Here is a 19,486-nt window from a genome sequence, read left to right as displayed (position 1 = left end):
TAATCATGAATTTCAAATTTCAGTGAATAGTCACATATATGAATTAATTTAGATTATTATAATCATAAAAATAGGAATCTGTGTGGCAGTAAAGCTCTTTTTATTTTCTGTGCAAAGTCTAAAATGAGCGCATGTTCATCCTATCGAATATAGGAGTAAAAGATGAAAAGAGTAATTGGGGTTTATCGTAACCAACATACACATTGGGTTGGTGATGGTCTGCCAGTGCGTAACTTATTTTCTTATGATCGGTTAGGTCAAGCACTTAGTCCTTTTTTGTTATTAGATTATGGTGCACCACATCACTTTGAGCCAACGACACGTCAGTTAGGTGTTGGTTCACATCCTCATCGCGGATTTGAAACAGTGACTATCGCCTACCAAGGTGGTTTGGCACATAAGGATTCCAGTGGTGGTGGTGGTGTTATCGAGGCAGGAGATGTGCAATGGATGACTGCTGGGGCTGGATTGGTTCACGAAGAGTTTCATTCTCCTGAATTTGCTCAAAAAGGTGGAATTCTTGAAATGGCACAGCTTTGGGTCAATCTACCAGCCAAAGATAAAATGACTCAACCACGTTATCAAGCGATCACATCTCATGATATTCCAACAATTACCATGGATGATGATGCTGGTCACATCCGTGTAATTGCGGGTGAGTTTGGTGGTCATTATGGTCCTGCTGAAACATTTACTCCAATAAATGTGTGGGATGGTCAGCTTAAAGCTGAGTATGAAACATTCATACATGTTCCTGTAGATCACAATGTATTGGTTGTAGTGTTGAATGGTGAACTCGTAATTAATGGGACTCAAAAAGTTCTAGACAGTTCAATTGTGATGTTTGCTCGTGATGGTGAGGCAGCAATTCAATTGCAAGCATATAAAGATACACAATTTTTAGTGCTTACAGGTGAGCCACTAAATGAGCCAATTCAAGGGCATGGACCATTCGTCATGAACACCAAAGAAGAAATCATTCAAGCTTTTCATGATTTCAATAATGGTAAATTTGGTGAAATTGCACGTTAATTGGAACGACAAAAGCGGAAATATCATTTCCGCTTTTTTTGTGATCATCATTTTAAAAAAATAAAGGACCTCTATCCCACACAACAGAGGTCCTTATACGCTGTAATTTATATTTATTTTCTAGATCACATTTTATTTGTGCTTCTTATTAATGTGATGTAGTTCTCATTTTCAAAACAATGATAATGCATTTTTTTTAAGCTGTAAACTAAAAAATTAAATTATTGGTGAAAATATCTATTTTGTTTTTAAACATATTTTTTGATTTCTTAAAAAATACAAGTGTATTAAATATTTAGCGTATGACAAATAGTGTAGCAAGAATTTTACGTAAAATTATTTGATTAAAAATTAATCAAAAACAAATAAAATCTGGAAGTTTTTAATAGCAAGTTTCGAAGTGTTCTATCGCATAATTAAAAAAATTTTTAATGCTTGGATCATAATTTTGAAAATTGCAGTGATTGGAAGTGGTATGGCAGGGTTGGCAACTGCGAGAATTCTCAAGGATGCTGGTCACCAGATCACAGTTTTCGAGGCGCTTCCAGGGCGTGGTATGGATAGTTATAGTCTTGAGTATGAAGGTGGGATTATTGATTCGCCATTACGTGTCATGAATCCAATGCTCTGGAAAAATACATTGAGTCTTGCCACACATTTGGGTCTCAACACTTTTCCAGTACGTACATATATGTCATGTAGCTGGTTATTTGAAGATAAAATCGAAACTTGGCTGACAACATCACGTTCACGCATAGGCAACTTTCCAATCATTAACAATCGAAAAGGATTAAAGCAATATGGCATCCGTTTAGTGAAAGGGATGTTACAACTTAGATCTGCATTGAAGCAGTTTTTTAAATCTAAAAATCAAGATATCACTTTAGATGAGTTCGTTAAATATAACCAAATAGAAGAAGTATTTTGGAATGGGGCAGTCATGCCTGTCCTATTTACCATTTGTACATGTGATGCCAAAACCATTGGTGAATGGCCAGCGAAACCATTGTTGATTTTCTTACGCCAACTGACGGATGGAGATGCACTTCTTCGAATTCAAGGTGGGACGCCAGCTTTCGTTGATAAATTGCTGGAAGATATCGATTTAAGAAGTGGGCAGCCTATTACTCGTGTACAAGAGCAGGGTGATTTAGTCTATGTGGAAAATGAAGCAGGTGAATCTGACTTATTTGATCGCGTGATTGTCGCGACACCAACAACAAAAGTTCATGAGTTTTTAGATGCTGAACAGTTTGCGGATGATATTGCACTTCTCAAACAATTTAAGTTTGTTGATGGTGAATTGGTCATTCATACTGATTCAGTGGTAATGCCTGTGAAGCGTAAAGATTGGTGCGTATTGAGTTATATGATGGATCGTAAATTTACTAAACAGCATTTCACTGTTTGGCTGAATTCGATTGAGCCAACATTAGTGGGTAAATCTCCTGTTTTTCAAACTTGGAATCCAGTAATTGAGATTGATCCTAAAAAAGTAATACATAAAGTGAAACTCACTAGAGCTGTTGTAGACCGTCATACTCTACCACTAACGCATGAGTTGAGTGCTCGTCACCAACAACAAGGTCGTAAAGTATTTTATTGTGGCTCTTGGTCATGTGATGGATTACCAATTTTGGAGTCAGCGGTGACTTCAGCAATGGATATAGCAAAATTACTTGATGCGCCGTTACCATTTTTAGGTTTAAAGCCTAAGGTACAGGTTGCACCAGAGTTAGGATATTAAGGGATTGAATGAAGAAGCTCCAAGCATGGATGAAAGCACCTCAACATAAATACGCGATCAATGCAGTTTTATTGGGGGATCACCGTAATTGTGCTTGGAGTAATTTAGGTCTATGGCAAACTGACCAGCTGAATTATCCACAAGCCTGCGAGTTACTCGCAATAACCCTTGCTCAATCTATCGATTTAAATTCAAAAGATAAATTAATTGATTTAGGTTGTGGGCAAGGTGCTAGCTTAATTTTATGGAAAGAAAAATTTCAAATCGAATACTTGGAAGGAATTGAATTACAACAATATTATGTAAATCATACGCGTAAGTTTTTACCTCATGTCAATCGGATCTCGCAGGGAACATTTTTAAATTTAGAATCTAGATCATTTGAATTTAAATTTGATGCGGCAATTTGCATCGATGCTGCTTATCACAGTAATTTGAATTTATTTCTTCGTTCTGTAGATGGTATTTTGAATTCAAAAGGACGCTTAGCATTTCATTATCTTGCTTTGAATTCAAAGTTCTATACTTTGAGTCCTCTAGCGCAATTGAAAGTTAAATTATTATTAAAAGCAGCTGACGTTCAACTGAACCATTTGCACTCATTCGATGAAACACAATCAATCTTAGTGCAAACGGGTTTTAGAGATATACATATTCAAGATTTGAGTCGCGAGGTATTTGCAGGATTTGCAACGTATATTCAGAGTGATATTTTTAAAAAGAACATCCAAGCTCATTCGTATCACGTTTTAGATTTGGCAAAAATTAAGATGACAGCAAAGTTGTGTGCGAAACTTTATCAAGAGGGAATCGTACGATATGTACAAGTGAGTGCAAGTAAAAAATAAATCATCAAAAACAACAAAGCCTCACTAAAAAGCGAGGCTAAGTATAAAATGGTGCCGGCACACGGATTCGAACTGTGGACCTACTGATTACAAGTCAGTTGCTCTACCAACTGAGCTATGCCGGCAACGTGGAGAGAATAATAGCGTTTTTTCACTAAAACGCAAGTCAAAAATTAATCGATTAATTAAAATTGAGCAGGATGAATTGTTTTTGCTTTATTTTTGATCTTCTTTTCTCCTCATTTTATAGTGATGCCCGTCGTAGCGTGTACAGGCATCTTGAGAGAATTTTATAGGATCAGCTATTTGTTTTTTAGAATACGATCAAGGTCTTGTGCACACTCTTCAAGAGTATAAGCCATATCAAATTGCATTTGAGGTTTTAACTCTTGTGCTAATTTTCTCCATTGCTTAATTAATCTTAGCGCTTTTTGAATTTTGTGTTTATTCACATCTTTAGCGATAGTGGGTGTGTAGCCACCACGTTTTGCATTTTTAATTTGTTTTACATAGTTGGCGCTGTTATTCATATTATCTCCGGAATAGCAGGTTCTCTATTTCATAGGTGTGCAAAAATCATCTATTTGAATAACGTTGTTAGGTTGCTCAGCTCCTTAAGTATTGTTTTCATTAACTTAACATGATGTTGATGACAGTAAAATGAAGCGAGATACGTGCCAAAAGCGAAGTTTTAGGCGAAAAAAAACCGAATCATGAGATTCGGTTTTTAAAATTCTGGCGGTGAAAGAGGGATTCGAACCCTCGATACGCTATTAACGTATACACACTTTCCAGGCGTGCTCCTTCAGCCACTCGGACACTTCACCAAGGCGTGCGATGATAACTAAAAAAAAAGCAGATGCCAAGTTGAAACAATTGATTTAAAGAAAAAGTTTTTAGCCAGTGATATGATTGCCGAAAAATTCTGTCGAATGCATGAAGACTAAAATATGCAAAGCACTGCAAAAAAAGCCGCACTTCCTGCGGTAACATTGGCAGCATTAGGGGTGGTGTTTGGTGACATTGGAACCAGTCCTCTGTATGCATTGCGTCAATGCTTCCTTACGGCTCATATTGCAATTACTGAGGCAACCGTTCTGGGCATTTTGTCGCTCATTTTCTGGTGCATGATGCTCACCATCAGCTTTAAATATGTCTCAGTCATTATGAAGGCAGATAACAATGGTGAAGGCGGTATTATGTCGCTTCTTGCCTTAAATCTCCGTTCAACTCGTATTGCAGATCAGCGCAAAATTTATCTGATTGCCTTGGGCTTTATCGGTGCATCACTTTTTTTTGGTGATGGTATTATTACCCCAGCAATTTCTATTTTATCCGCGATTGAAGGTTTAAGTATTGCGACTCCGATGTTTAATCAATGGTTATTACCATTGGCCGTCGGTATTTTAACAGCACTGTTTTTAATTCAGCGCCACGGCACGGCGACCATGGGTAAGTTCTTTGGACCAATCACATTATTGTGGTTTGCATCTATTGGACTATTAGGCTTATGGAGTGTTATGCAAACACCGTTCGTGTTGGCAATGATCAGTCCGCACTGGGCGTTTGGCTTTATCATCAACCAACCTTTTGTTGCATTCCTCACGATGGGTGCCGTCATTTTAACGATGACGGGGGGTGAAGCACTATATGCAGATATGGGACATTTTGGTCGCATGCCCATTAAGCTTGCTTGGTTTGTGATTGTATTGCCAAGTCTAGTTTTTAACTATGCGGGTCAAGGTGCTTTACTTTTACGAGACCCAAATGCAATTGAGAACCCATTTTACCTGTTGGTTCCTGATTGGGCTTTATTCCCAATGATTGGTCTTGCAACCGCTGCTGCTGTGATTGCCTCACAAGCGGTGATTACGGGTGTATTCTCAATGGTCAATCAAGCGATCCAATTACGCTATTTACCGCGTTTAACCGTGCAACACACCTCTGATATTGAACAAGGACAAATCTATGTCCCATTCATCAACTGGGTATTATTTATTTCAGTCATTATTCTCATTTTATTATTTGAAAATAGTGCGAATCTTGCCAGTGCCTATGGTGTAGCAGTGACCATGACGATGCTGTGTGGTACGATTTTAATTTCGATTTTAGCTTATGGCGTTTGGCGCTGGCCTGTTTGGAAAGTAGCCCTTTTTGCTGTGCCTTTATTAATCATCGACCTCATTTTTGTTGCTTCGACTTCTTTAAAAATTGTTGGTGGTGGATGGGTGCCGATCTTGATTGGTGCAATTGTATTTACCGTTTTAATGACGTGGAAAGATGGCCGTCAAATCGTACTTAATAAGCTTGAGTCTGATGCGTTACCTATTGATCTCTTTATTCAAAGTGTCAAGATGAGTGATGAAACGCTGATCGTTCCTGGGGATGCAATTTTCCTCACAGGAACACCTAATATCGTTCCACATGCGATGTTGCACAATATTAAGCATAATAAGGTTCTACACGAACGTAATATGATGATTACGGTCATTACTAAAGATGTACCATATGTACCTGATATTGAGAGAATTCGTGTAGAAAAGATGGATAATCGATTCTTTAGGATTTTTGTATATTATGGGTTTAAAGACCAACCCAACATTCCAGTTGCGCTGAAAGCGGCATATAAGCAGTTAAATTTTGAATTTGATATGATGCAAATTAGTTTCTTTATTTCACGTGATCGTCTGATTCATACCGTGGGAGAGGGAATGGCGCCATGGCGTGAAAAATTATTTATATCAATGCAGCGGAATACCAGTCCTGTGAGTGATTTCTATTTAATTCCACCAAATCGCGTGGTCGAAATGGGAAGCCAGATCGAAATCTGAGTAAGCGGTTGCTAAAATTTTGGATATAAAAAAACCGCCTCAAAGGCGGTTTTTTTATTAAGTCTAATACCTTACTCAGCCGCTGGTGCTTCTACAGGCGCTTCTTCAGTTGCATTTACTTCAGGTTGAGCTGGAACTGCAGTTTGTGCTTGAGGAGCAGTTTCTTCTGCTTCAGCAGGTGGTAAGTTTCCAATAGGCGCTTTCGCATCAGCAGGCGCTTGTGTTGTGGCACCTTCAGAAATAACTTTCATCTGACCATTAGCTAATACTTCTTGTAAAGTACCAGGCTGACCATTCACTGTTGTTACAACTTTAGCTTTAGAAAGGCTTTCCAAAGTTTCGCCAGCTTGAACTGGTGGCTCAGCAAATGCACTTGCACTTGCTAAAGATAAACCCATTACTAATGCTGTCAAAGAAGTATGTGCTAATTTCATAGTGTCCTCACTTTCAATTCTTTTAATTTACTAAATAACTTTTATACCATCTCACAAGTAATTGATGTAATTCAATCAAATACACGTAAAACCTTAAAGAGTATTAAAAAACTATTCTATAAAAACAACAATTTGTTACTTATTTTGAGTGATATTTGAACGGAATGCGAAGATCCTTTATTCACTTGAAAATTCACTTGATGTACTTCAAATTCATAGCTTGTTAAGCTGTGGCCGGTTTTGAATAAAGCCCACGCATTGGGCCAGAAGTTGAACACGGAATGAATAGGTAATCTGAGTTTGAATAATATTGTGGTAAAAGCTGTATTAGGTATTGTTGCAGCAGGAAGCTTTGCAATTGCTTTCGGTCAAGAAAAGTTGTCTTCATATCTGCCATTTTCAGGTTCGGTTAATAATACAGCTTGTCTAAATCAATTTTATCGCCAAGAGCCACCTTATTTAATCAAAGAGAGCTTAAATAAAGATCGCTACCCATTATGCTTTAATGGATTCACTACTATGTATTCTGGTGTCTCAAAAACACCATTATGGGTAGCTGAATATCTGAATCCAGATCGGCTGAGCCAAAAAATAAAAAGAGAAGACAGTTTCCATGAGGAGACTCGTGTAGCAGAAAAGCATCGAGCATTATTATCAGATTATCGTGGGTCGGGATATGACCGTGGTCATATGGCTCCAAATGCTGATATGCCAAATAAAGCTGCACAGTACGACAGTTTTTCTTTAGCCAATATGGTTCCTCAAGCTCCGCAGAATAACCAACAAATCTGGCGAGAAATTGAGGAAGCGACACGTGCAATCGTTACGAAGCAGAAACATGATGTGTATGTGATTACTGGGCCTGTATATAGTGGCAAAAAACTGAAAACCATTGGACGCGGTGTTATTGTTCCAACAGCGGTGTTTAAAGCCGTATATATACCTAAAACAGGTGCTATTGGCGCATATTACGCTCCAAATAATAATTCACTACAGATGCAAGTGGTCAGTGTATGCCAGTTAGAAGAAGTGCTTGGCATGAATCTGTTTCCTCAACTTACATCTGAGCAAAAGCGTAATACTTATAAATTGCCATTAAAAGCCAATCAGGTCAAAGCCCAAAAAGCGATAGAGTATTCGCACTGGGATGCCGAAAGCCAATGTGCAGTTGATATCTCAACAGATCAACTCAAAGCGCTGCAAAAAGAGTTTAGTAGTCAAAGCGTACCTGTCAATACAACCGCAACGAATCAAGAGGCTAAGATCGATGAACAAGCACAAGATGCAATCGTGAAAGAGTTGGTTCAAGCGTTGTTGCAATATTTATTACAAATCCTTAAATAAAAAAGCTCGAATTCGCCCTGAAGATTCATTTATCTTCAGGGATTGATATTTATAAACTTAAAGAGATTTGCCATGTTTAAGCCTTTTGAAAATGGGACTGAGTCACATTCGATACATGATCTGACGCTTGAAAATGATCTTGATCGTGTGAGTATTTATGGCAACTTACAAATCACCAAAGATCAAGCCGGTTTAGCCGCTGCGAAAGCGTTAAAACAATATTTAGATGCAATGGTCATCTATTTAGAAGATCAAAAAAATTTAGCAGAAAAAATAGAAACGACGGCTGAGAATGAAATAGAAAATCCATTCTTGTGATTCATTAATCATCTTTAGAATGATGGCTTAGATTGACAATCATGAACTGCGAATATGATGTTGAATACGCCACTGCTGGGGCGTCATCTTCATCCACTGACGAAATGCGCGTTGGAATGCACTTTGTTCTGAATAACTGAGCAATAACGAAATCTCATGTAAGCTGAGATAAGGATCTTGTAAATATTGAATCGCTAGAAGTTTGCGGACTTCTTGAACGCGCTGCTGATAGGTATCACCTTGATTTTGTAAATGGCGCTGAAGTTGTCTGACTGACATTCCCACTTGTTCTGCGACAGTTTGAATTTGATAATTGTGTCTTTGGATTCCAATCAGAATGGCTTGCTGTAACCGCTCATCGATTTGTGTGTTATTGGGGAGTCGACTTAACAAATCTTGAGCTTGCTGCATCAGGAGTTTTTGTAAAGTTTGATCAGCTTGTTTAATCGGTGCTTGTAGGAGCTGGCTTGGAAAAGTAAGCTTGACATGAGGCTGAGAGAATTTTACTTTGCTCTGAAAAAAACGCTCATAAATCGCAACATTTTTTGGTGCTGGAAAGCGAAAGTGAATTTCTTGAATATGTAAATGCTCAATACCCGCATAACGTTTTAGAAATTCAACCAATAATGCCATCGCAATTTCATCCGTGATTTGTGTCGACAAATGCATCGGCAAATCTTCCCAACGTACGCTAAATACGCCTTGCTCCAGATCGACGGCGAGAGGTGTACCATCATAAATTAAACGATGATATTCATGATAACGGGTGAGTGCTTCTGCTAGGTTATCGCATGATAAAGCGATATACGCGATAATGCCTAAATGTTGTGGTTTGACCCATTGAGCAATTTCTAACCCTAACGCAGGTTGTGGGTGTACTTCATAAATTTCATTTAATATTTCACGCCAAATGCTAAAGTCAAAGCGTTCGGCTTGCTGAATACTTGCCAATTTTGCAGAAATAGGGAGACCGTTCTCTTCACAATAATTATGTAAGAGATGTCCAAGTCCACCATGAACCGAGCCTGAATAGTCCTTTATCTGCTGCATGTGATTAATACTTTTCTTGTTTTATCAATTGAAATCACGATGAGTTATTAAGCCTGTTTTTACAGTGCCATACAAGCGCTTTTTCTACCATACGACATTGAAAAATATGTCGTGATTTGTCAATGAAAATTTTATCTTGCGTCAATGGTTGAGAGCTTGAGTTAGATATATTGAAAGAAAAGAAACAGGGATTTTGAACATGATTAAAGGTTTTGTTGCAGGCTTAATCATTGCCAATGGATTTGAATGGGTCGCGCATAAATATGTTCTACATGGTGTACACCGTCCGGGTAAAGCGAGGTTTAGTCCTGTGCCTAAAAATATGGAATCTCATTGGGCACATCACCGTGAAGTTAGAACACAAGATTTCCATGATGAGGGTTATGTAGAGGGAATCTCAAATTGGCGAACAAAAAATGAAATCGTATCATTGGGGATTGTTGCTGCTGTATTTGGAACAGCATTTTATCCAATCTCGAAAGGCATGAGTTTATCCGTGCTTTATAGTGCTTGTAACTACTACTACACGCATCGCAGAGCTCACCTCGAACCTCATTGGGCAAAAAAGAAAATTCCTTGGCACTATGACCACCATATGAACGCCAATCAAGATGCAAATTGGTGTGTCACTAAGCCTTGGTTTGATTACATTTTAGGGACACGCGTCATTTCAACGCCAGATTTGAAGGAAGATAACCCTTTAGGGGTGCAGTTACCGTCTTTTATTTCAAAACGAGTCAATCATATCGTTGAACAATATTTCCCCGCAAAGTGGGTTGAGCAGAAAGCAGCGCGCTCCGATATTTCAAAAAAAGCTTTGGCTATAGTGGAGTAAGTCAGATTAGATATGGAATTGGCTGAATTGACGTCTGATTTGTCATGTTTGGTCAATAAAATATGTAGCTTTTGTCAAGATTTCGTGCAGATCTGTCATTTATGATATGAGATGAATAAATCGGAGAATGAAAATCTGATGGTAGAACTCTCCAGTTTATCGCTTTGCATAACGAACCAAGCGCTGTTTTTTCTTGGTTTTTAGGGCCTTCGGGCTCTTTTTTTTGCAAAAAAAAGAGGCATTTGCCTCTTTTTTATGGGGCATGATTAAAGACGCATTTCAATGCCTTGTTCAGCTAAATATTGTTTTGCTTCCGGGATAGTGTGTTGACCAAAGTGGAAGATAGAGGCTGCAAGCACTGCATCAGCACCCCCTTGTAAAATTCCGTCTGCTAGATGTTGAAGATTACCCACACCACCTGAAGCAATCGTTGGAATCGTTACACGATCATTAATCTGACGCATCAATGCTAAGTCATAACCAGCTTTTGTACCATCTGCATCCATTGACGTAATGAGCAATTCGCCTGCGCCGTATTCTGCCATTTTCACAGACCATTCAATCGCATCGATACCCGTTGGTTTGCGACCACCATGTGTGAAAATCTCCCACTTATTTTCACCCGTTTTTTTTGCATCAATCGCAACTACAATACATTGTGCACCAAAACGTTGAGAGGCTTCTTGAACGAATTCAGGATTAAAGACAGCAGCTGAGTTAATACTGACTTTGTCTGCACCAGCGTTAAGCAATAAACGAATATCTTCAACTTTACGAACACCGCCACCTACGGTCAGTGGTACAAATACAGTTTCAGCCATACGCTCAACCGTACGGTAAGTGGTGTCACGCCCATTAGATGTTGCAGTGATATCGAGAAAAGTAATCTCATCTGCACCTTGTTCGTTATAACGACGTGCTACTTCAACTGGGTCGCCTGCATCACGAATATCAAGGAATTGAACACCTTTTACAACTCGACCGTTATCTACGTCGAGGCAAGGAATAATACGTTTAGCAAGCATAATTTTTTCCAAAAATAACAGCCGATTATGAAACTTACAGACTTTGGTGCTACACCTTGGTAGTCGGAGCAGGTATTCTATCAAAATAATGTAAGTTTTTTCGCAGGTTTTTTTATGTCGGTTTATACCACTTTGACTTTAAAGGAAGTTCAGGATTTTGCTACGCCTTATGGATTAGAGGTGATTGACCTGATTCCGATTCAAGGAGGTATTCAAAATACGAACTATTTTCTAGTTTGTGCAGATCAAACCGAATTTGTTTTAACAATTTTTGAAGATATGGATAAGCAAGGCGCAGGTGAACTCGTCCCTGTACTTGAGCATCTGGGTCATGCAGGTCTGCCTGTGCCTGTACCTTTGAAACATTCAGGACGTTCGATTCAGATCTTAAAAAATAAACCTGCACAAATTGCGCCTAGAATGCGTGGCAAGCATCCTATGCCTTCATCACTTGAACAGGTTCAGTCCATTGCTATTGCACAGGCTCAAATACATGTGGCTCTCGATAACTTTCCCTTAGAGCGCGCAGAGTATCGTAATCATGATTATTGGTTAAGTGTGGCTCAGCAGCTTCGACCTACGTTAAATCCAGCCGATCAAGTATTATTAAATAGTTTGTTAGGTTTATATGACGCTCTTACCGCAATGTACCCTGATCGTCCACGAGGTTTTATCCATTCTGACCTATTTAGAGATAACACTTTATTTGAAGGGGCTACTTTAAAAGGGATACTCGATTTTTATGAGTTGAATAAAGATGAACTTTTGTTTGATATCGCCATTACGATGAATGATTTCTGTACGGAATATCCAAGTGTTCATTTGAATGAGGAAAAGGCCTTAGCATTCTTGGAGGCTTATCAAAGTGTACGTGAAATGACCAGTGATGAAAAATCATGTCTAGAACTCTATTTAGCGATGGCAGCTGGGCGTTTCTGGATGATGCGTTTGCTAGTGGCTCAAAAGAACAAAGAAATGGGGCGTGTTGGCGAAGATATTTTGCAAAAAAATCCTTTAGAAATGCGCAATATGCTGGTTGAACGATTAAAATTTGTAACAGCTTAAAAAATTTAAAAAATCTGGGGGAAATATGCGTGATCAAGGTCGTCTAGTTGAATGGTTTGATGAAAAAGGCTATGGATTTATTCAACCCAATGATTCATCCAAAGATCGCGTTTTCCTTCACATTAAAGATTTTGCCAAACCAGGCCCAAGACCGATTCCAGGTTGTGCTTTGGAGTATATCGTTCAATTGGATGGTCAAGGTCGATTTAAAGCGAAACAAGTAACATACTTAAAAGCGACTCAGGCAAAAAAAGTAAAAACGAAGCCGCGTCATTCACCAGTTACTCAACAAAAAATGCAACCGATGCAAGTAGCGATTATTGCTTATATCTTGACGCTTGCTACATTAGTCCTATTGGGGCTATTGAGTATGATGGTGGTGTTGGTCATTTTATTGATGAACCTGATCACCTATGGCTTATATGCACACGATAAAGCGGCGGCTCAACAGGGGAGTCAACGTGTACCAGAAAATACATTACATGTGGTTTCTCTATTAGGAGGATGGCCGAGTGCTTGGCTTGCTAAGCAACGCTTGCGTCATAAAACACAAAAACAACCATTTCGAAAAATTTATTTCTGTACTATAGCGTTTAATATACTGATTATTTTATGGATAATTTCACCATTTAATGGTTTGAAATTATAAAGCCTCAAAAAAATTAAAAAGGTGACTTTATGAATTATACAGCTGATCAAGATCCAAACCGCAGCTTAACGATTTTACTTTATATCCTGTATATCATCGCTATTTTTTCAGCAGGTATTTTGGCGGTTATTGCGCTAATTATTAACTATTGGAAACGATCAAAGGTACAGGGCTCAATTTTTGAAAGTCATTTTACTTGGCAAATTCGTACTTTTTGGTGGTATTTAATTTGGAATATCATCGCGTTCCTGCCGTTTTTGTTCTTATTCTTCACGGGTGACAATCCTAATGCCTTTGCTGGTGTAGCACTGGGTGCAACAACATTCTGTATCGCAGTGATTGGTTTGTCATGGGTTTGGATTGTTTATCGTGCGATCAAAGGAATTATTAAGGTCAATGATAACGAGCCAATGTATCAATAATTAAAACTCATGAATGGGGTGGTGTCATGATTATTGAGCATGTTCATTTAAATATCAAAATGAACCAGAGTGAGGCATTCGAAAATGCTTTTAAATTAGCTAAAGACATTATTTCACCAATGAAGGGGCTAAATGCGGTTCAGCTGATTAAAAATACGAATAATGAACATGCTTATATTTTACTGATTTACTGGAACAAACTTGAAGATCATACGGAAGGTTTTAGGCAGTCAGAGGCGTATTTAAAATGGAAGGAACTCTTGCATCCCTTTTATGCGCCTATGCCTGAAGCACAGTATTTTCAACCATGTATGATGTTAAAGCTAAAAGAGCCCCAATAAGCTTATTCTTTCTTCTTAAATTTTGGTCTCCACTCACTGGTAATTACACCGAGCACAACCAACACGCCACCTAAAATTGAGAGCATAGCTAAACGCTCACCTGCTAATCTCCCAATCAAAGCCGCCCAAACAGGTTCGCCAGAATAAATAATGGCAGCCTGTGAAGGATCAACCACGCGTTGAGCCCAGTTCATGACTAACTGAATGATTGCACTTGCAAGTCCTAATCCTCCAATAATCGCAACGAAGATCCAGTTAAACTCAGGGAGTTGTGTTTCACCCACCAATGGTGCCATTAGAAAACAAATTAACGATGCAAAAATGAGTTGTAATATCGTCACTCGGCGTAAATTGACTCGAGGTGCAAAGTAACTAATGAGAATAATTTCAAGCGCAATCGCAATTGATCCTATCAAGGTAATGATCTGACCAAATTCAAGCCGAATAGCACCAAACCCATTGCCTGTTAAGAAAACTAAACCTACAAAGGCGAGTCCTGCCCCTATCCATGTCATGACATGTGGCCTTTTTTTAAAGAGCAACCACAATAAGATGGGAACCAACGGCACATAAAGTGCTGTCAAAAAGGCAGACTCGCTACTGGTGATGGTCTGTAAGCCAATGGTTTGCGTTCCATAGCCAATTGCAATCACTGTTCCAATGCAAAATCCTGCCCAAATATCTTTGGCACTAAAATATTTACAATATTGAAGTGAGATCAGACCAACAGCCAGCGCAGCTGCTGCAAATCGAAAGGCAACGAAAAGCACTGGTGTGCTGAAGTTCAGTCCATATTTGACTGTTATGAAACTGGCACCCCAAATCATCGTAATTGCAATAAGGGCAAGTTGTGGTGTTTTGGTTTTGAGGGTAGGAGATAAATTCAACATATTTTTTAAGTAAGAAAAAAGAGGTCCTAAGACCTCTTTAGAAACATGCGCTATTAGAGCGCTTGTTCATCAAGTAATAATTGAGCTTCACGAAGATTTAAAGTGCCTTCATAAATTGCACGACCAGTAATCGCACCTAAAATACCAGGCTGACCTTTTAAGTTGCGAACGTCGTCAAGATTGGTCACACCGCCTGAAGCGATCACAGGTAAACCTGAATAAGTCGCAAGATTAACTGTTTGTTCGATATTCACACCTTGCATCATGCCATCACGTGCAATATCTGTATACACGATACTAGATACACCAGCATCTGCAAAGCGTTTAGCTAAATCAGTTGCTTTTACGTCAGTTACATTTGCCCAGCCATCAGTTGCGACCATGCCATTGATTGCATCAATACCGACAATGATGTGGCCTGCGAATTTTCTACAAGCTTCCTCAACAAACTCAGGTTCTTTGACTGCTTTTGTACCAATAATGACGAATGATACACCTGCATCTAAGTAGTGTTCGATAGTTTCAAGAGAACGGATGCCACCACCAATTTGAATTGGCAGTTCAGGTTGTGCTTTTGCAATCGCTTCCACAACAGGTTTGTGAATAGGTGTACCAGCGAAAGCACCATTTAGATCAACTAAATGTAAACGGCGAGCACCAGCGTCTACCCAATGTTGTGCTGTTGCCACAGGATCATCAGAGAAAACGGTATCGTCTTCCATACGACCTTGTTTTAAACGGACACATTTACCATCTTTAAGGTCAATTGCAGGGATAATCAGCATGCTTTCGCTCCTTGCCAGTATTCTGGAGTTTATTCGCAGCAATCTTAGCAAAGAAACATCAAATGAGCGAAGTAACAATGAAAAAAAACCGTCAGAACAATGTTGACGGTTTTTAATACGAACTTTGAATTAAATGTATGGTGTTGTATCTAAGTTAGAGATTAGATCAAAGCTAGTTGGTGTGATACTGGTTGGGATTGCACCTAAAGCATTTGTGATCTCTCCCGTGAATCCTACAAGATCACCCACGACAGGAATCGATGACAGAGCATCTGTTACAGGTGCTAAATCATCCAGTAAATTATCCAATGTTCCTGAGACGTCTCCTAATGTTCCTGTGACACTGCCTAAAGGATCATCAATGAGACCAGTCACGAGATCAAGAGGTTTGGTACTTGCGACATAATCTCCCGTTTCACTCACGAATCCCAAAAGATTTGAAGAAGTTTCTCCGACAACATCTACAACAGCACCTAAACCTGGCACTTGGCTTAGCAGGTCGGTCACGGGATCGGCTAAACCAGCGACTTCACCTACAACATTTGAAACATCTTTGATGGTTTGGCCTACAGTTGCAGTAGTGCCATTCAATGCAGTATTAATGCCCCCTAATAGATCTCCCTTCGAAAAATCATCAGCGATAGCGTGTAAGCCTCCGCTTAAATTTCCTAGTAAATTATTTTCAAGATTGAGTACCGATTCCACTGTATCTCCGATCAGTGGCAATTCTGTTAACTTATCCGTTAATGGTTTGGTCAGCGTCCCTACTGTGTCAACAACGGTATCTACAACTGTCGTTACGGTTTCTAGAATAAAACCAACTGCTTTCGTAATTCCCTGTAAAGCAAGGCTTAGAACGCCACTGATTTTTCCAGTAAAAAGTTTAAACATGTGCAGATTGCTCCAAAATATATCTGGTTAGTGTTGGATCTTTGTTGTTTCAGCAAGTTCATAATTAACAAAGAAAAAAATTTCAGACAAATCGAAAAAAAACAATATAAGTGGAATAATTTTGAAGATATGCCGTAAAAACAGCAACTTAATACAACACAAGGGTAATGTTTAAAAATGTTAACAAAATCAATTATTTATTGTGGTTTAATTTGGTGCTTGATAGAATAAATGTACACTTATAATGCATGAATATTATCGAGTAGCATGGTGTAAATACCTAAAATGCCAACTTGTTCGATTCGTTGATTGATTTTGTGAATTTTGTGAATTTTTTTAATGATTAAAATTGGTGCTCATTGTCTTTACATAAGTTAACAATTAATCATTGGGTCAATTTATTTTTCTTTTTAATTCAAACTGAGTAATGAGAAAAATTAGATCACACTTTTATTTGTGAATTATCTATATTGAAAATAATTTCAATTTCATCTGATTTGTTTGGCAATATTAGACTCAACTGCATAGGCTTAATGTTAAATTGAAACTGCAGACAGTGAATAAGATTTGGACAGAAGCGATGGCAGTTCAAGAAGATGATTTATTTAGCGAAGGTGCTAAAAAACTTAGAAAATTGATCAAAGAGAAAAACATTAAACCGACTGATGTGGTGAATGCATTGGGAGTCTCTAAGGAAACGCTGTCGAAATGGGTGCAAGAGTCAACTCCTGCCAATGCTCAACATCTAGTTGAATTAGCGAAAGTACTGAGTGCTGCAGAACGATGGGTTTCAGACGCTAAAGATGGTAAAAAATCAGAAAGTTTTAAACAGTATCCTTTGAAGGATGAGTTGGCTTTAAAAGATGCAACGCCAGAACAATTAATTTCAGAACTTAAAAGTCGTTATGCTGCGCTGAATCTAAAAGCAGAAATTAAAGTAACTGTTGAGCCAATTGAAGGTGGCTTTGTCGTAAAAGATATTTAGAGTAAAGTCTGAAAAAAAGCTCACTGAAAACAGTGAGCCTTATTATGGCTTTAAATTTTCCACTCTACAAAATTTTTCAACAACTGTAAGCCAGCTGTATGACTTTTTTCTGGATGGAACTGCGTAGCAAACAAATTATCTTTATGGATTGCGGTGCAGAATTCCAAACCGTAGTTACATGTCGCAGCAATGATCTCAGATTGTTTCGGTTCAACATAGAAACTATGTACGAAATAGAAACGAGCATCTTGATCAATGTTGTTCCACATTGGATGGCTTGGATCTGCTTGGTGTACCTGATTCCAACCCATATGGGGAACTTTTAAACCTTCAATATCTGGAAAGCGTTTAACAGCACCATCAAAAATGCCTAATGCATCTGCACCACCATTTTCTTCAGAGTGTTGCAGCAGAGCTTGCATGCCGACACAAATCGCAAGGACAGGCTTGTTGAAAACGGCATTGCGTACAACCTCGTCAATGCCAGCCTCGTGCATACCTTGCATGCAATCACGCATTGCACCAACGCCTGGGAACACAATTTTATCTGCTTGAGCAATCAGCTTAGGATCATTGGTCACATCAACGGTTGCACCAACATGCTCAAGTGCTTTTGCTGCTGAGTGAAGATTTCCCATGCCATAATCAAGAAGGGCAATACGGGTCATTACAAAGTACCTTTGGTTGAAGCTACAGTATTTTCTGCACGTGGATCTACTTCACAAGCCATACGAAGTGCTCGTGCAAATGCTTTAAATACACTTTCAATTTGGTGATGGCTATTTTTACCTTTCAAATTGTCTATGTGGAGTGTCATTAATGCGTGATTCACAAAGCCTTGGAAAAACTCAGAGAATAGGTCGACATCAAAAGTACCAATGCGCGCGCGCGTAAATGGAATGTCCATCCATAAGCCAGGGCGGCCTGATAGGTCAACAACGACACGACTCAAGGACTCATCAAGTGGTGCATAGAAGTGACCATAGCGACGTAAACCTTTTTTGTCACCTAAAGCCTGTGCAAATGCCTGACCAAGGGTAATACCACAGTCTTCTACTGTATGGTGATCATCAATTTCTAAATCGCCGTCGCAATGAATATCGATATCAAATAAACCATGACGCTTGATTTGGTCGATCATATGGTCTAAAAATGGAACACCTGTATTGAGGGTGCCTTGACCAGTACCATCAAGATTCACGCGAACACGAATTTTGGTTTCGTTTGTGTTTCTTACCACTTCACTGATACGTTGCGTCATAGACACGTTCCTCAAAAACGTTAAAAATGATGAATGTAGATTTTCGATGTCACGAAAGTGACAGCATATTAGATTGCTCAGGAGGGTTAATCAATGCCTATAACCGTACATGCAATAACTTCGCTTGATAATGTTGAAGTTCGTGAACAGCTTGAGCGCTTATATGACACCAGTCCAGAATTTAGTGACGGACAAGATGCCATTGAACAACTTGAGCAAAACTTAGCTCAGTATACCTTACTTTACACGGCAGAATTTAATACAAAGATCATTGGGGCCATTTGGTCAACTGGACAAGGTGAAAGTCGAACGCTTGAAAATATCGTAGTTCATCCGGCTAACCGTGGACGTGGTGTCGCAGAGCGCTTAGTGAGTGAAGCATGTCGAATGGAAGAAGAGAAAGGCGTTAATCATTTTGAGCCTGGATGTGGTGCAATACATCGTTGTTTAAGTAGTTTGGAAAAAATTTAAAACTATTGTTCGATTTTAAATATTAAAAGTCAGTCAATACTGGCTTTTTTTATTGGATTTGTATGTATTTACATCGAATAATCTAAATGTTGTTTTAAAAACATCCATTTGTTTAAATATCCCAAAAACTTGCTTGACTATATCGAGATGAAACTGTTTAATACGCGACATCGGCGTGATAGCTCAGTTGGTAGAGCAACGGATTGAAAATCCGTGTGTCCCCAGTTCGATCCTGGGTCTCGCCACCATATTCTTTTAAGAA

22 protein-coding genes and 3 tRNA genes are annotated in these 19,486 nt (G+C 38.8%); 14 read left to right on the top strand and 11 right to left on the bottom strand.

The genetic code is table 11. The features are described 5' to 3' along the window. Positions 1-162: 162 nt before the first annotated feature. The 3 genes from AC1M9B_RS04155 to AC1M9B_RS04145 all read left to right on the top strand — a co-directional run bounded on the left by AC1M9B_RS04155 (position 163) and on the right by AC1M9B_RS04145 (position 3,627). Positions 163-1,032, top strand: coding sequence for a pirin family protein (locus AC1M9B_RS04155; protein WP_035267590.1), 870 nt, complete (start codon positions 163-165; stop codon positions 1,030-1,032). 448 nt (positions 1,033-1,480) lie between these two features. Next, the gene (locus AC1M9B_RS04150) at positions 1,481-2,779 is read left to right on the top strand and encodes an FAD-dependent oxidoreductase (protein ID WP_481591878.1); all 1,299 of its coding nucleotides are present in this window, start codon (positions 1,481-1,483) and stop codon (positions 2,777-2,779) included. An 8-nt stretch (positions 2,780-2,787) separates the two neighbouring features. Beyond that, positions 2,788-3,627, top strand: a complete 840-nt coding sequence (locus AC1M9B_RS04145; RefSeq protein WP_481591879.1) for a class I SAM-dependent methyltransferase — start codon at positions 2,788-2,790, stop codon at positions 3,625-3,627. Positions 3,628-3,676: 49 nt separating this feature from the next. Here AC1M9B_RS04145 and AC1M9B_RS04140 read toward each other — a convergent pair. From AC1M9B_RS04140 to AC1M9B_RS04130, 3 genes are all read right to left on the bottom strand, one after another. After that, a tRNA-Thr gene (locus AC1M9B_RS04140) sits at positions 3,677-3,752 on the bottom strand. Between the two features lie 177 nt (positions 3,753-3,929). Next, positions 3,930-4,157 (bottom strand): hypothetical protein, encoded by a 228-nt coding sequence (locus AC1M9B_RS04135; RefSeq protein WP_481608646.1) that lies wholly within the window; start codon positions 4,155-4,157, stop codon positions 3,930-3,932. 206 nt (positions 4,158-4,363) lie between these two features. Continuing rightward, positions 4,364-4,454: transfer RNA gene (locus AC1M9B_RS04130), tRNA-Ser, on the bottom strand. 123 nt (positions 4,455-4,577) lie between these two features. Between AC1M9B_RS04130 and AC1M9B_RS04125 the strand changes: the two genes are divergently transcribed. Then, positions 4,578-6,458 (top strand): potassium transporter Kup, encoded by a 1,881-nt coding sequence (locus tag AC1M9B_RS04125; protein WP_180028770.1) that lies wholly within the window; start codon positions 4,578-4,580, stop codon positions 6,456-6,458. Positions 6,459-6,529: 71 nt separating this feature from the next. On the opposite strand, the gene AC1M9B_RS04120 is transcribed toward AC1M9B_RS04125, so the two are convergent. Next, positions 6,530-6,892: a hypothetical protein gene (locus AC1M9B_RS04120; protein WP_228133254.1), complete on the bottom strand. Its 363-nt coding sequence runs from the start codon at positions 6,890-6,892 to the stop codon at positions 6,530-6,532. Between the two features lie 300 nt (positions 6,893-7,192). Between AC1M9B_RS04120 and AC1M9B_RS04115 the strand changes: the two genes are divergently transcribed. After that, positions 7,193-8,236: a DNA/RNA non-specific endonuclease gene (locus AC1M9B_RS04115; RefSeq protein ID WP_481588826.1), complete on the top strand. Its 1,044-nt coding sequence runs from the start codon at positions 7,193-7,195 to the stop codon at positions 8,234-8,236. A 72-nt stretch (positions 8,237-8,308) separates the two neighbouring features. Then, complete coding sequence (locus AC1M9B_RS04110; protein WP_179999072.1) at positions 8,309-8,554, top strand: hypothetical protein; 246 nt, start codon at positions 8,309-8,311, stop codon at positions 8,552-8,554. Positions 8,555-8,593: 39 nt separating this feature from the next. Here the strand turns inward: AC1M9B_RS04110 and AC1M9B_RS04105 are convergent, their stop codons facing one another. Beyond that, positions 8,594-9,604 (bottom strand): AraC family transcriptional regulator, encoded by a 1,011-nt coding sequence (locus AC1M9B_RS04105; RefSeq protein WP_481591882.1) that lies wholly within the window; start codon positions 9,602-9,604, stop codon positions 8,594-8,596. Between the two features lie 199 nt (positions 9,605-9,803). On the opposite strand from AC1M9B_RS04105, the gene AC1M9B_RS04100 reads away from it, so the two are divergent. Beyond that, positions 9,804-10,439, top strand: a complete 636-nt coding sequence (locus AC1M9B_RS04100; RefSeq protein ID WP_180028773.1) for a sterol desaturase family protein — start codon at positions 9,804-9,806, stop codon at positions 10,437-10,439. Positions 10,440-10,705: 266 nt separating this feature from the next. Here the strand turns inward: AC1M9B_RS04100 and hisF are convergent, their stop codons facing one another. Then, entirely contained in the window at positions 10,706-11,464 is a 759-nt protein-coding gene (gene hisF, locus AC1M9B_RS04095) for an imidazole glycerol phosphate synthase subunit HisF (RefSeq protein ID WP_035267573.1), read from the bottom strand. A 114-nt stretch (positions 11,465-11,578) separates the two neighbouring features. Between hisF and AC1M9B_RS04090 the strand changes: the two genes are divergently transcribed. The 4 genes from AC1M9B_RS04090 to AC1M9B_RS04075 are packed head-to-tail and all read left to right on the top strand — an operon-like array spanning position 11,579 to position 13,941. Next, positions 11,579-12,529 (top strand): homoserine kinase, encoded by a 951-nt coding sequence (locus AC1M9B_RS04090; protein WP_481591883.1) that lies wholly within the window; start codon positions 11,579-11,581, stop codon positions 12,527-12,529. A gap of 25 nt (positions 12,530-12,554) precedes the next feature. Next, positions 12,555-13,178: a DUF1294 domain-containing protein gene (locus AC1M9B_RS04085; protein ID WP_481608645.1), complete on the top strand. Its 624-nt coding sequence runs from the start codon at positions 12,555-12,557 to the stop codon at positions 13,176-13,178. A 29-nt stretch (positions 13,179-13,207) separates the two neighbouring features. Beyond that, a complete protein-coding gene (locus AC1M9B_RS04080; RefSeq protein WP_035267567.1) occupies positions 13,208-13,600 on the top strand; it encodes a DUF4870 family protein in 393 nt (130 codons plus the stop codon). 26 nt (positions 13,601-13,626) lie between these two features. After that, complete coding sequence (locus tag AC1M9B_RS04075) at positions 13,627-13,941, top strand: antibiotic biosynthesis monooxygenase family protein (RefSeq protein ID WP_035267565.1); 315 nt, start codon at positions 13,627-13,629, stop codon at positions 13,939-13,941. Between the two features lie 2 nt (positions 13,942-13,943). Here the strand turns inward: AC1M9B_RS04075 and AC1M9B_RS04070 are convergent, their stop codons facing one another. The 3 genes from AC1M9B_RS04070 to AC1M9B_RS04060 all read right to left on the bottom strand — a co-directional run bounded on the left by AC1M9B_RS04070 (position 13,944) and on the right by AC1M9B_RS04060 (position 16,507). Continuing rightward, positions 13,944-14,831 (bottom strand): DMT family transporter, encoded by an 888-nt coding sequence (locus AC1M9B_RS04070; protein WP_481591884.1) that lies wholly within the window; start codon positions 14,829-14,831, stop codon positions 13,944-13,946. Positions 14,832-14,884: 53 nt separating this feature from the next. Beyond that, positions 14,885-15,616, bottom strand: coding sequence for a 1-(5-phosphoribosyl)-5-[(5-phosphoribosylamino)methylideneamino]imidazole-4-carboxamide isomerase (hisA, locus tag AC1M9B_RS04065; RefSeq protein WP_035267561.1), 732 nt, complete (start codon positions 15,614-15,616; stop codon positions 14,885-14,887). 129 nt (positions 15,617-15,745) lie between these two features. After that, a complete protein-coding gene (locus AC1M9B_RS04060) occupies positions 15,746-16,507 on the bottom strand; it encodes a hypothetical protein (protein ID WP_179999052.1) in 762 nt (253 codons plus the stop codon). Between the two features lie 580 nt (positions 16,508-17,087). Between AC1M9B_RS04060 and AC1M9B_RS04055 the strand changes: the two genes are divergently transcribed. Beyond that, on the top strand, positions 17,088-17,492 hold the full coding sequence (locus AC1M9B_RS04055; protein ID WP_035267606.1) for a helix-turn-helix domain-containing protein: 405 nt from the start codon (positions 17,088-17,090) through the stop codon (positions 17,490-17,492). Positions 17,493-17,542: 50 nt separating this feature from the next. Here AC1M9B_RS04055 and hisH read toward each other — a convergent pair whose 3' ends face one another. Continuing rightward, on the bottom strand, positions 17,543-18,160 hold the full coding sequence (gene hisH / locus AC1M9B_RS04050; protein WP_035267559.1) for an imidazole glycerol phosphate synthase subunit HisH: 618 nt from the start codon (positions 18,158-18,160) through the stop codon (positions 17,543-17,545). Further along, on the bottom strand, positions 18,160-18,753 hold the full coding sequence (gene hisB / locus AC1M9B_RS04045) for an imidazoleglycerol-phosphate dehydratase HisB (RefSeq protein ID WP_035267557.1): 594 nt from the start codon (positions 18,751-18,753) through the stop codon (positions 18,160-18,162). The genes hisH and hisB overlap by 1 nt, the downstream gene beginning before the upstream one ends. A 93-nt stretch (positions 18,754-18,846) precedes the next feature. Here hisB and AC1M9B_RS04040 point away from each other — a divergent pair, with 93 nt between their 5' ends. Together AC1M9B_RS04040 and AC1M9B_RS04035 are read left to right on the top strand one after the other, a co-directional pair. After that, positions 18,847-19,224 (top strand): GNAT family N-acetyltransferase, encoded by a 378-nt coding sequence (locus AC1M9B_RS04040; protein ID WP_035267556.1) that lies wholly within the window; start codon positions 18,847-18,849, stop codon positions 19,222-19,224. A 172-nt stretch (positions 19,225-19,396) separates the two neighbouring features. Continuing rightward, positions 19,397-19,472, top strand: a tRNA-Phe gene (locus AC1M9B_RS04035). Positions 19,473-19,486: the final 14 nt, after the last annotated feature.

The sequence above is a fragment of the Acinetobacter sp. ANC_7513 genome, assembly GCF_056779915.1.
This window is presented reverse-complemented; position numbering and strand designations above follow the sequence as displayed.

Bases quoted from the DNA above. Each gene is read 5' to 3' on its own strand.
- AC1M9B_RS04155 (WP_035267590.1), top strand. From the start codon at position 163: ATGAAAAGAGTAATTGGGGTTTATCGTAACCAACATACACATTGGGTT.
- AC1M9B_RS04145 (WP_481591879.1), top strand. From the start codon at position 2,788: ATGAAGAAGCTCCAAGCATGGATGAAAGCACCTCAACATAAATACGCG.
- AC1M9B_RS04135 (WP_481608646.1), bottom strand. From the start codon at position 4,157: ATGAATAACAGCGCCAACTATGTAAAACAAATTAAAAATGCAAAACGT.
- AC1M9B_RS04125 (WP_180028770.1), top strand. From the start codon at position 4,578: ATGCAAAGCACTGCAAAAAAAGCCGCACTTCCTGCGGTAACATTGGCA.
- AC1M9B_RS04120 (WP_228133254.1), bottom strand. From the start codon at position 6,892: ATGAAATTAGCACATACTTCTTTGACAGCATTAGTAATGGGTTTATCT.
- AC1M9B_RS04110 (WP_179999072.1), top strand. From the start codon at position 8,309: ATGTTTAAGCCTTTTGAAAATGGGACTGAGTCACATTCGATACATGAT.
- AC1M9B_RS04105 (WP_481591882.1), bottom strand. From the start codon at position 9,604: ATGCAGCAGATAAAGGACTATTCAGGCTCGGTTCATGGTGGACTTGGA.
- AC1M9B_RS04100 (WP_180028773.1), top strand. From the start codon at position 9,804: ATGATTAAAGGTTTTGTTGCAGGCTTAATCATTGCCAATGGATTTGAA.
- hisF (WP_035267573.1), bottom strand. From the start codon at position 11,464: ATGCTTGCTAAACGTATTATTCCTTGCCTCGACGTAGATAACGGTCGA.
- AC1M9B_RS04090 (WP_481591883.1), top strand. From the start codon at position 11,579: ATGTCGGTTTATACCACTTTGACTTTAAAGGAAGTTCAGGATTTTGCT.
- AC1M9B_RS04085 (WP_481608645.1), top strand. From the start codon at position 12,555: ATGCGTGATCAAGGTCGTCTAGTTGAATGGTTTGATGAAAAAGGCTAT.
- AC1M9B_RS04080 (WP_035267567.1), top strand. From the start codon at position 13,208: ATGAATTATACAGCTGATCAAGATCCAAACCGCAGCTTAACGATTTTA.
- AC1M9B_RS04075 (WP_035267565.1), top strand. From the start codon at position 13,627: ATGATTATTGAGCATGTTCATTTAAATATCAAAATGAACCAGAGTGAG.
- AC1M9B_RS04070 (WP_481591884.1), bottom strand. From the start codon at position 14,831: ATGTTGAATTTATCTCCTACCCTCAAAACCAAAACACCACAACTTGCC.
- hisA (WP_035267561.1), bottom strand. From the start codon at position 15,616: ATGCTGATTATCCCTGCAATTGACCTTAAAGATGGTAAATGTGTCCGT.
- AC1M9B_RS04060 (WP_179999052.1), bottom strand. From the start codon at position 16,507: ATGTTTAAACTTTTTACTGGAAAAATCAGTGGCGTTCTAAGCCTTGCT.
- AC1M9B_RS04055 (WP_035267606.1), top strand. From the start codon at position 17,088: ATGGCAGTTCAAGAAGATGATTTATTTAGCGAAGGTGCTAAAAAACTT.
- hisH (WP_035267559.1), bottom strand. From the start codon at position 18,160: ATGACCCGTATTGCCCTTCTTGATTATGGCATGGGAAATCTTCACTCA.
- hisB (WP_035267557.1), bottom strand. From the start codon at position 18,753: ATGACGCAACGTATCAGTGAAGTGGTAAGAAACACAAACGAAACCAAA.
- AC1M9B_RS04040 (WP_035267556.1), top strand. From the start codon at position 18,847: ATGCCTATAACCGTACATGCAATAACTTCGCTTGATAATGTTGAAGTT.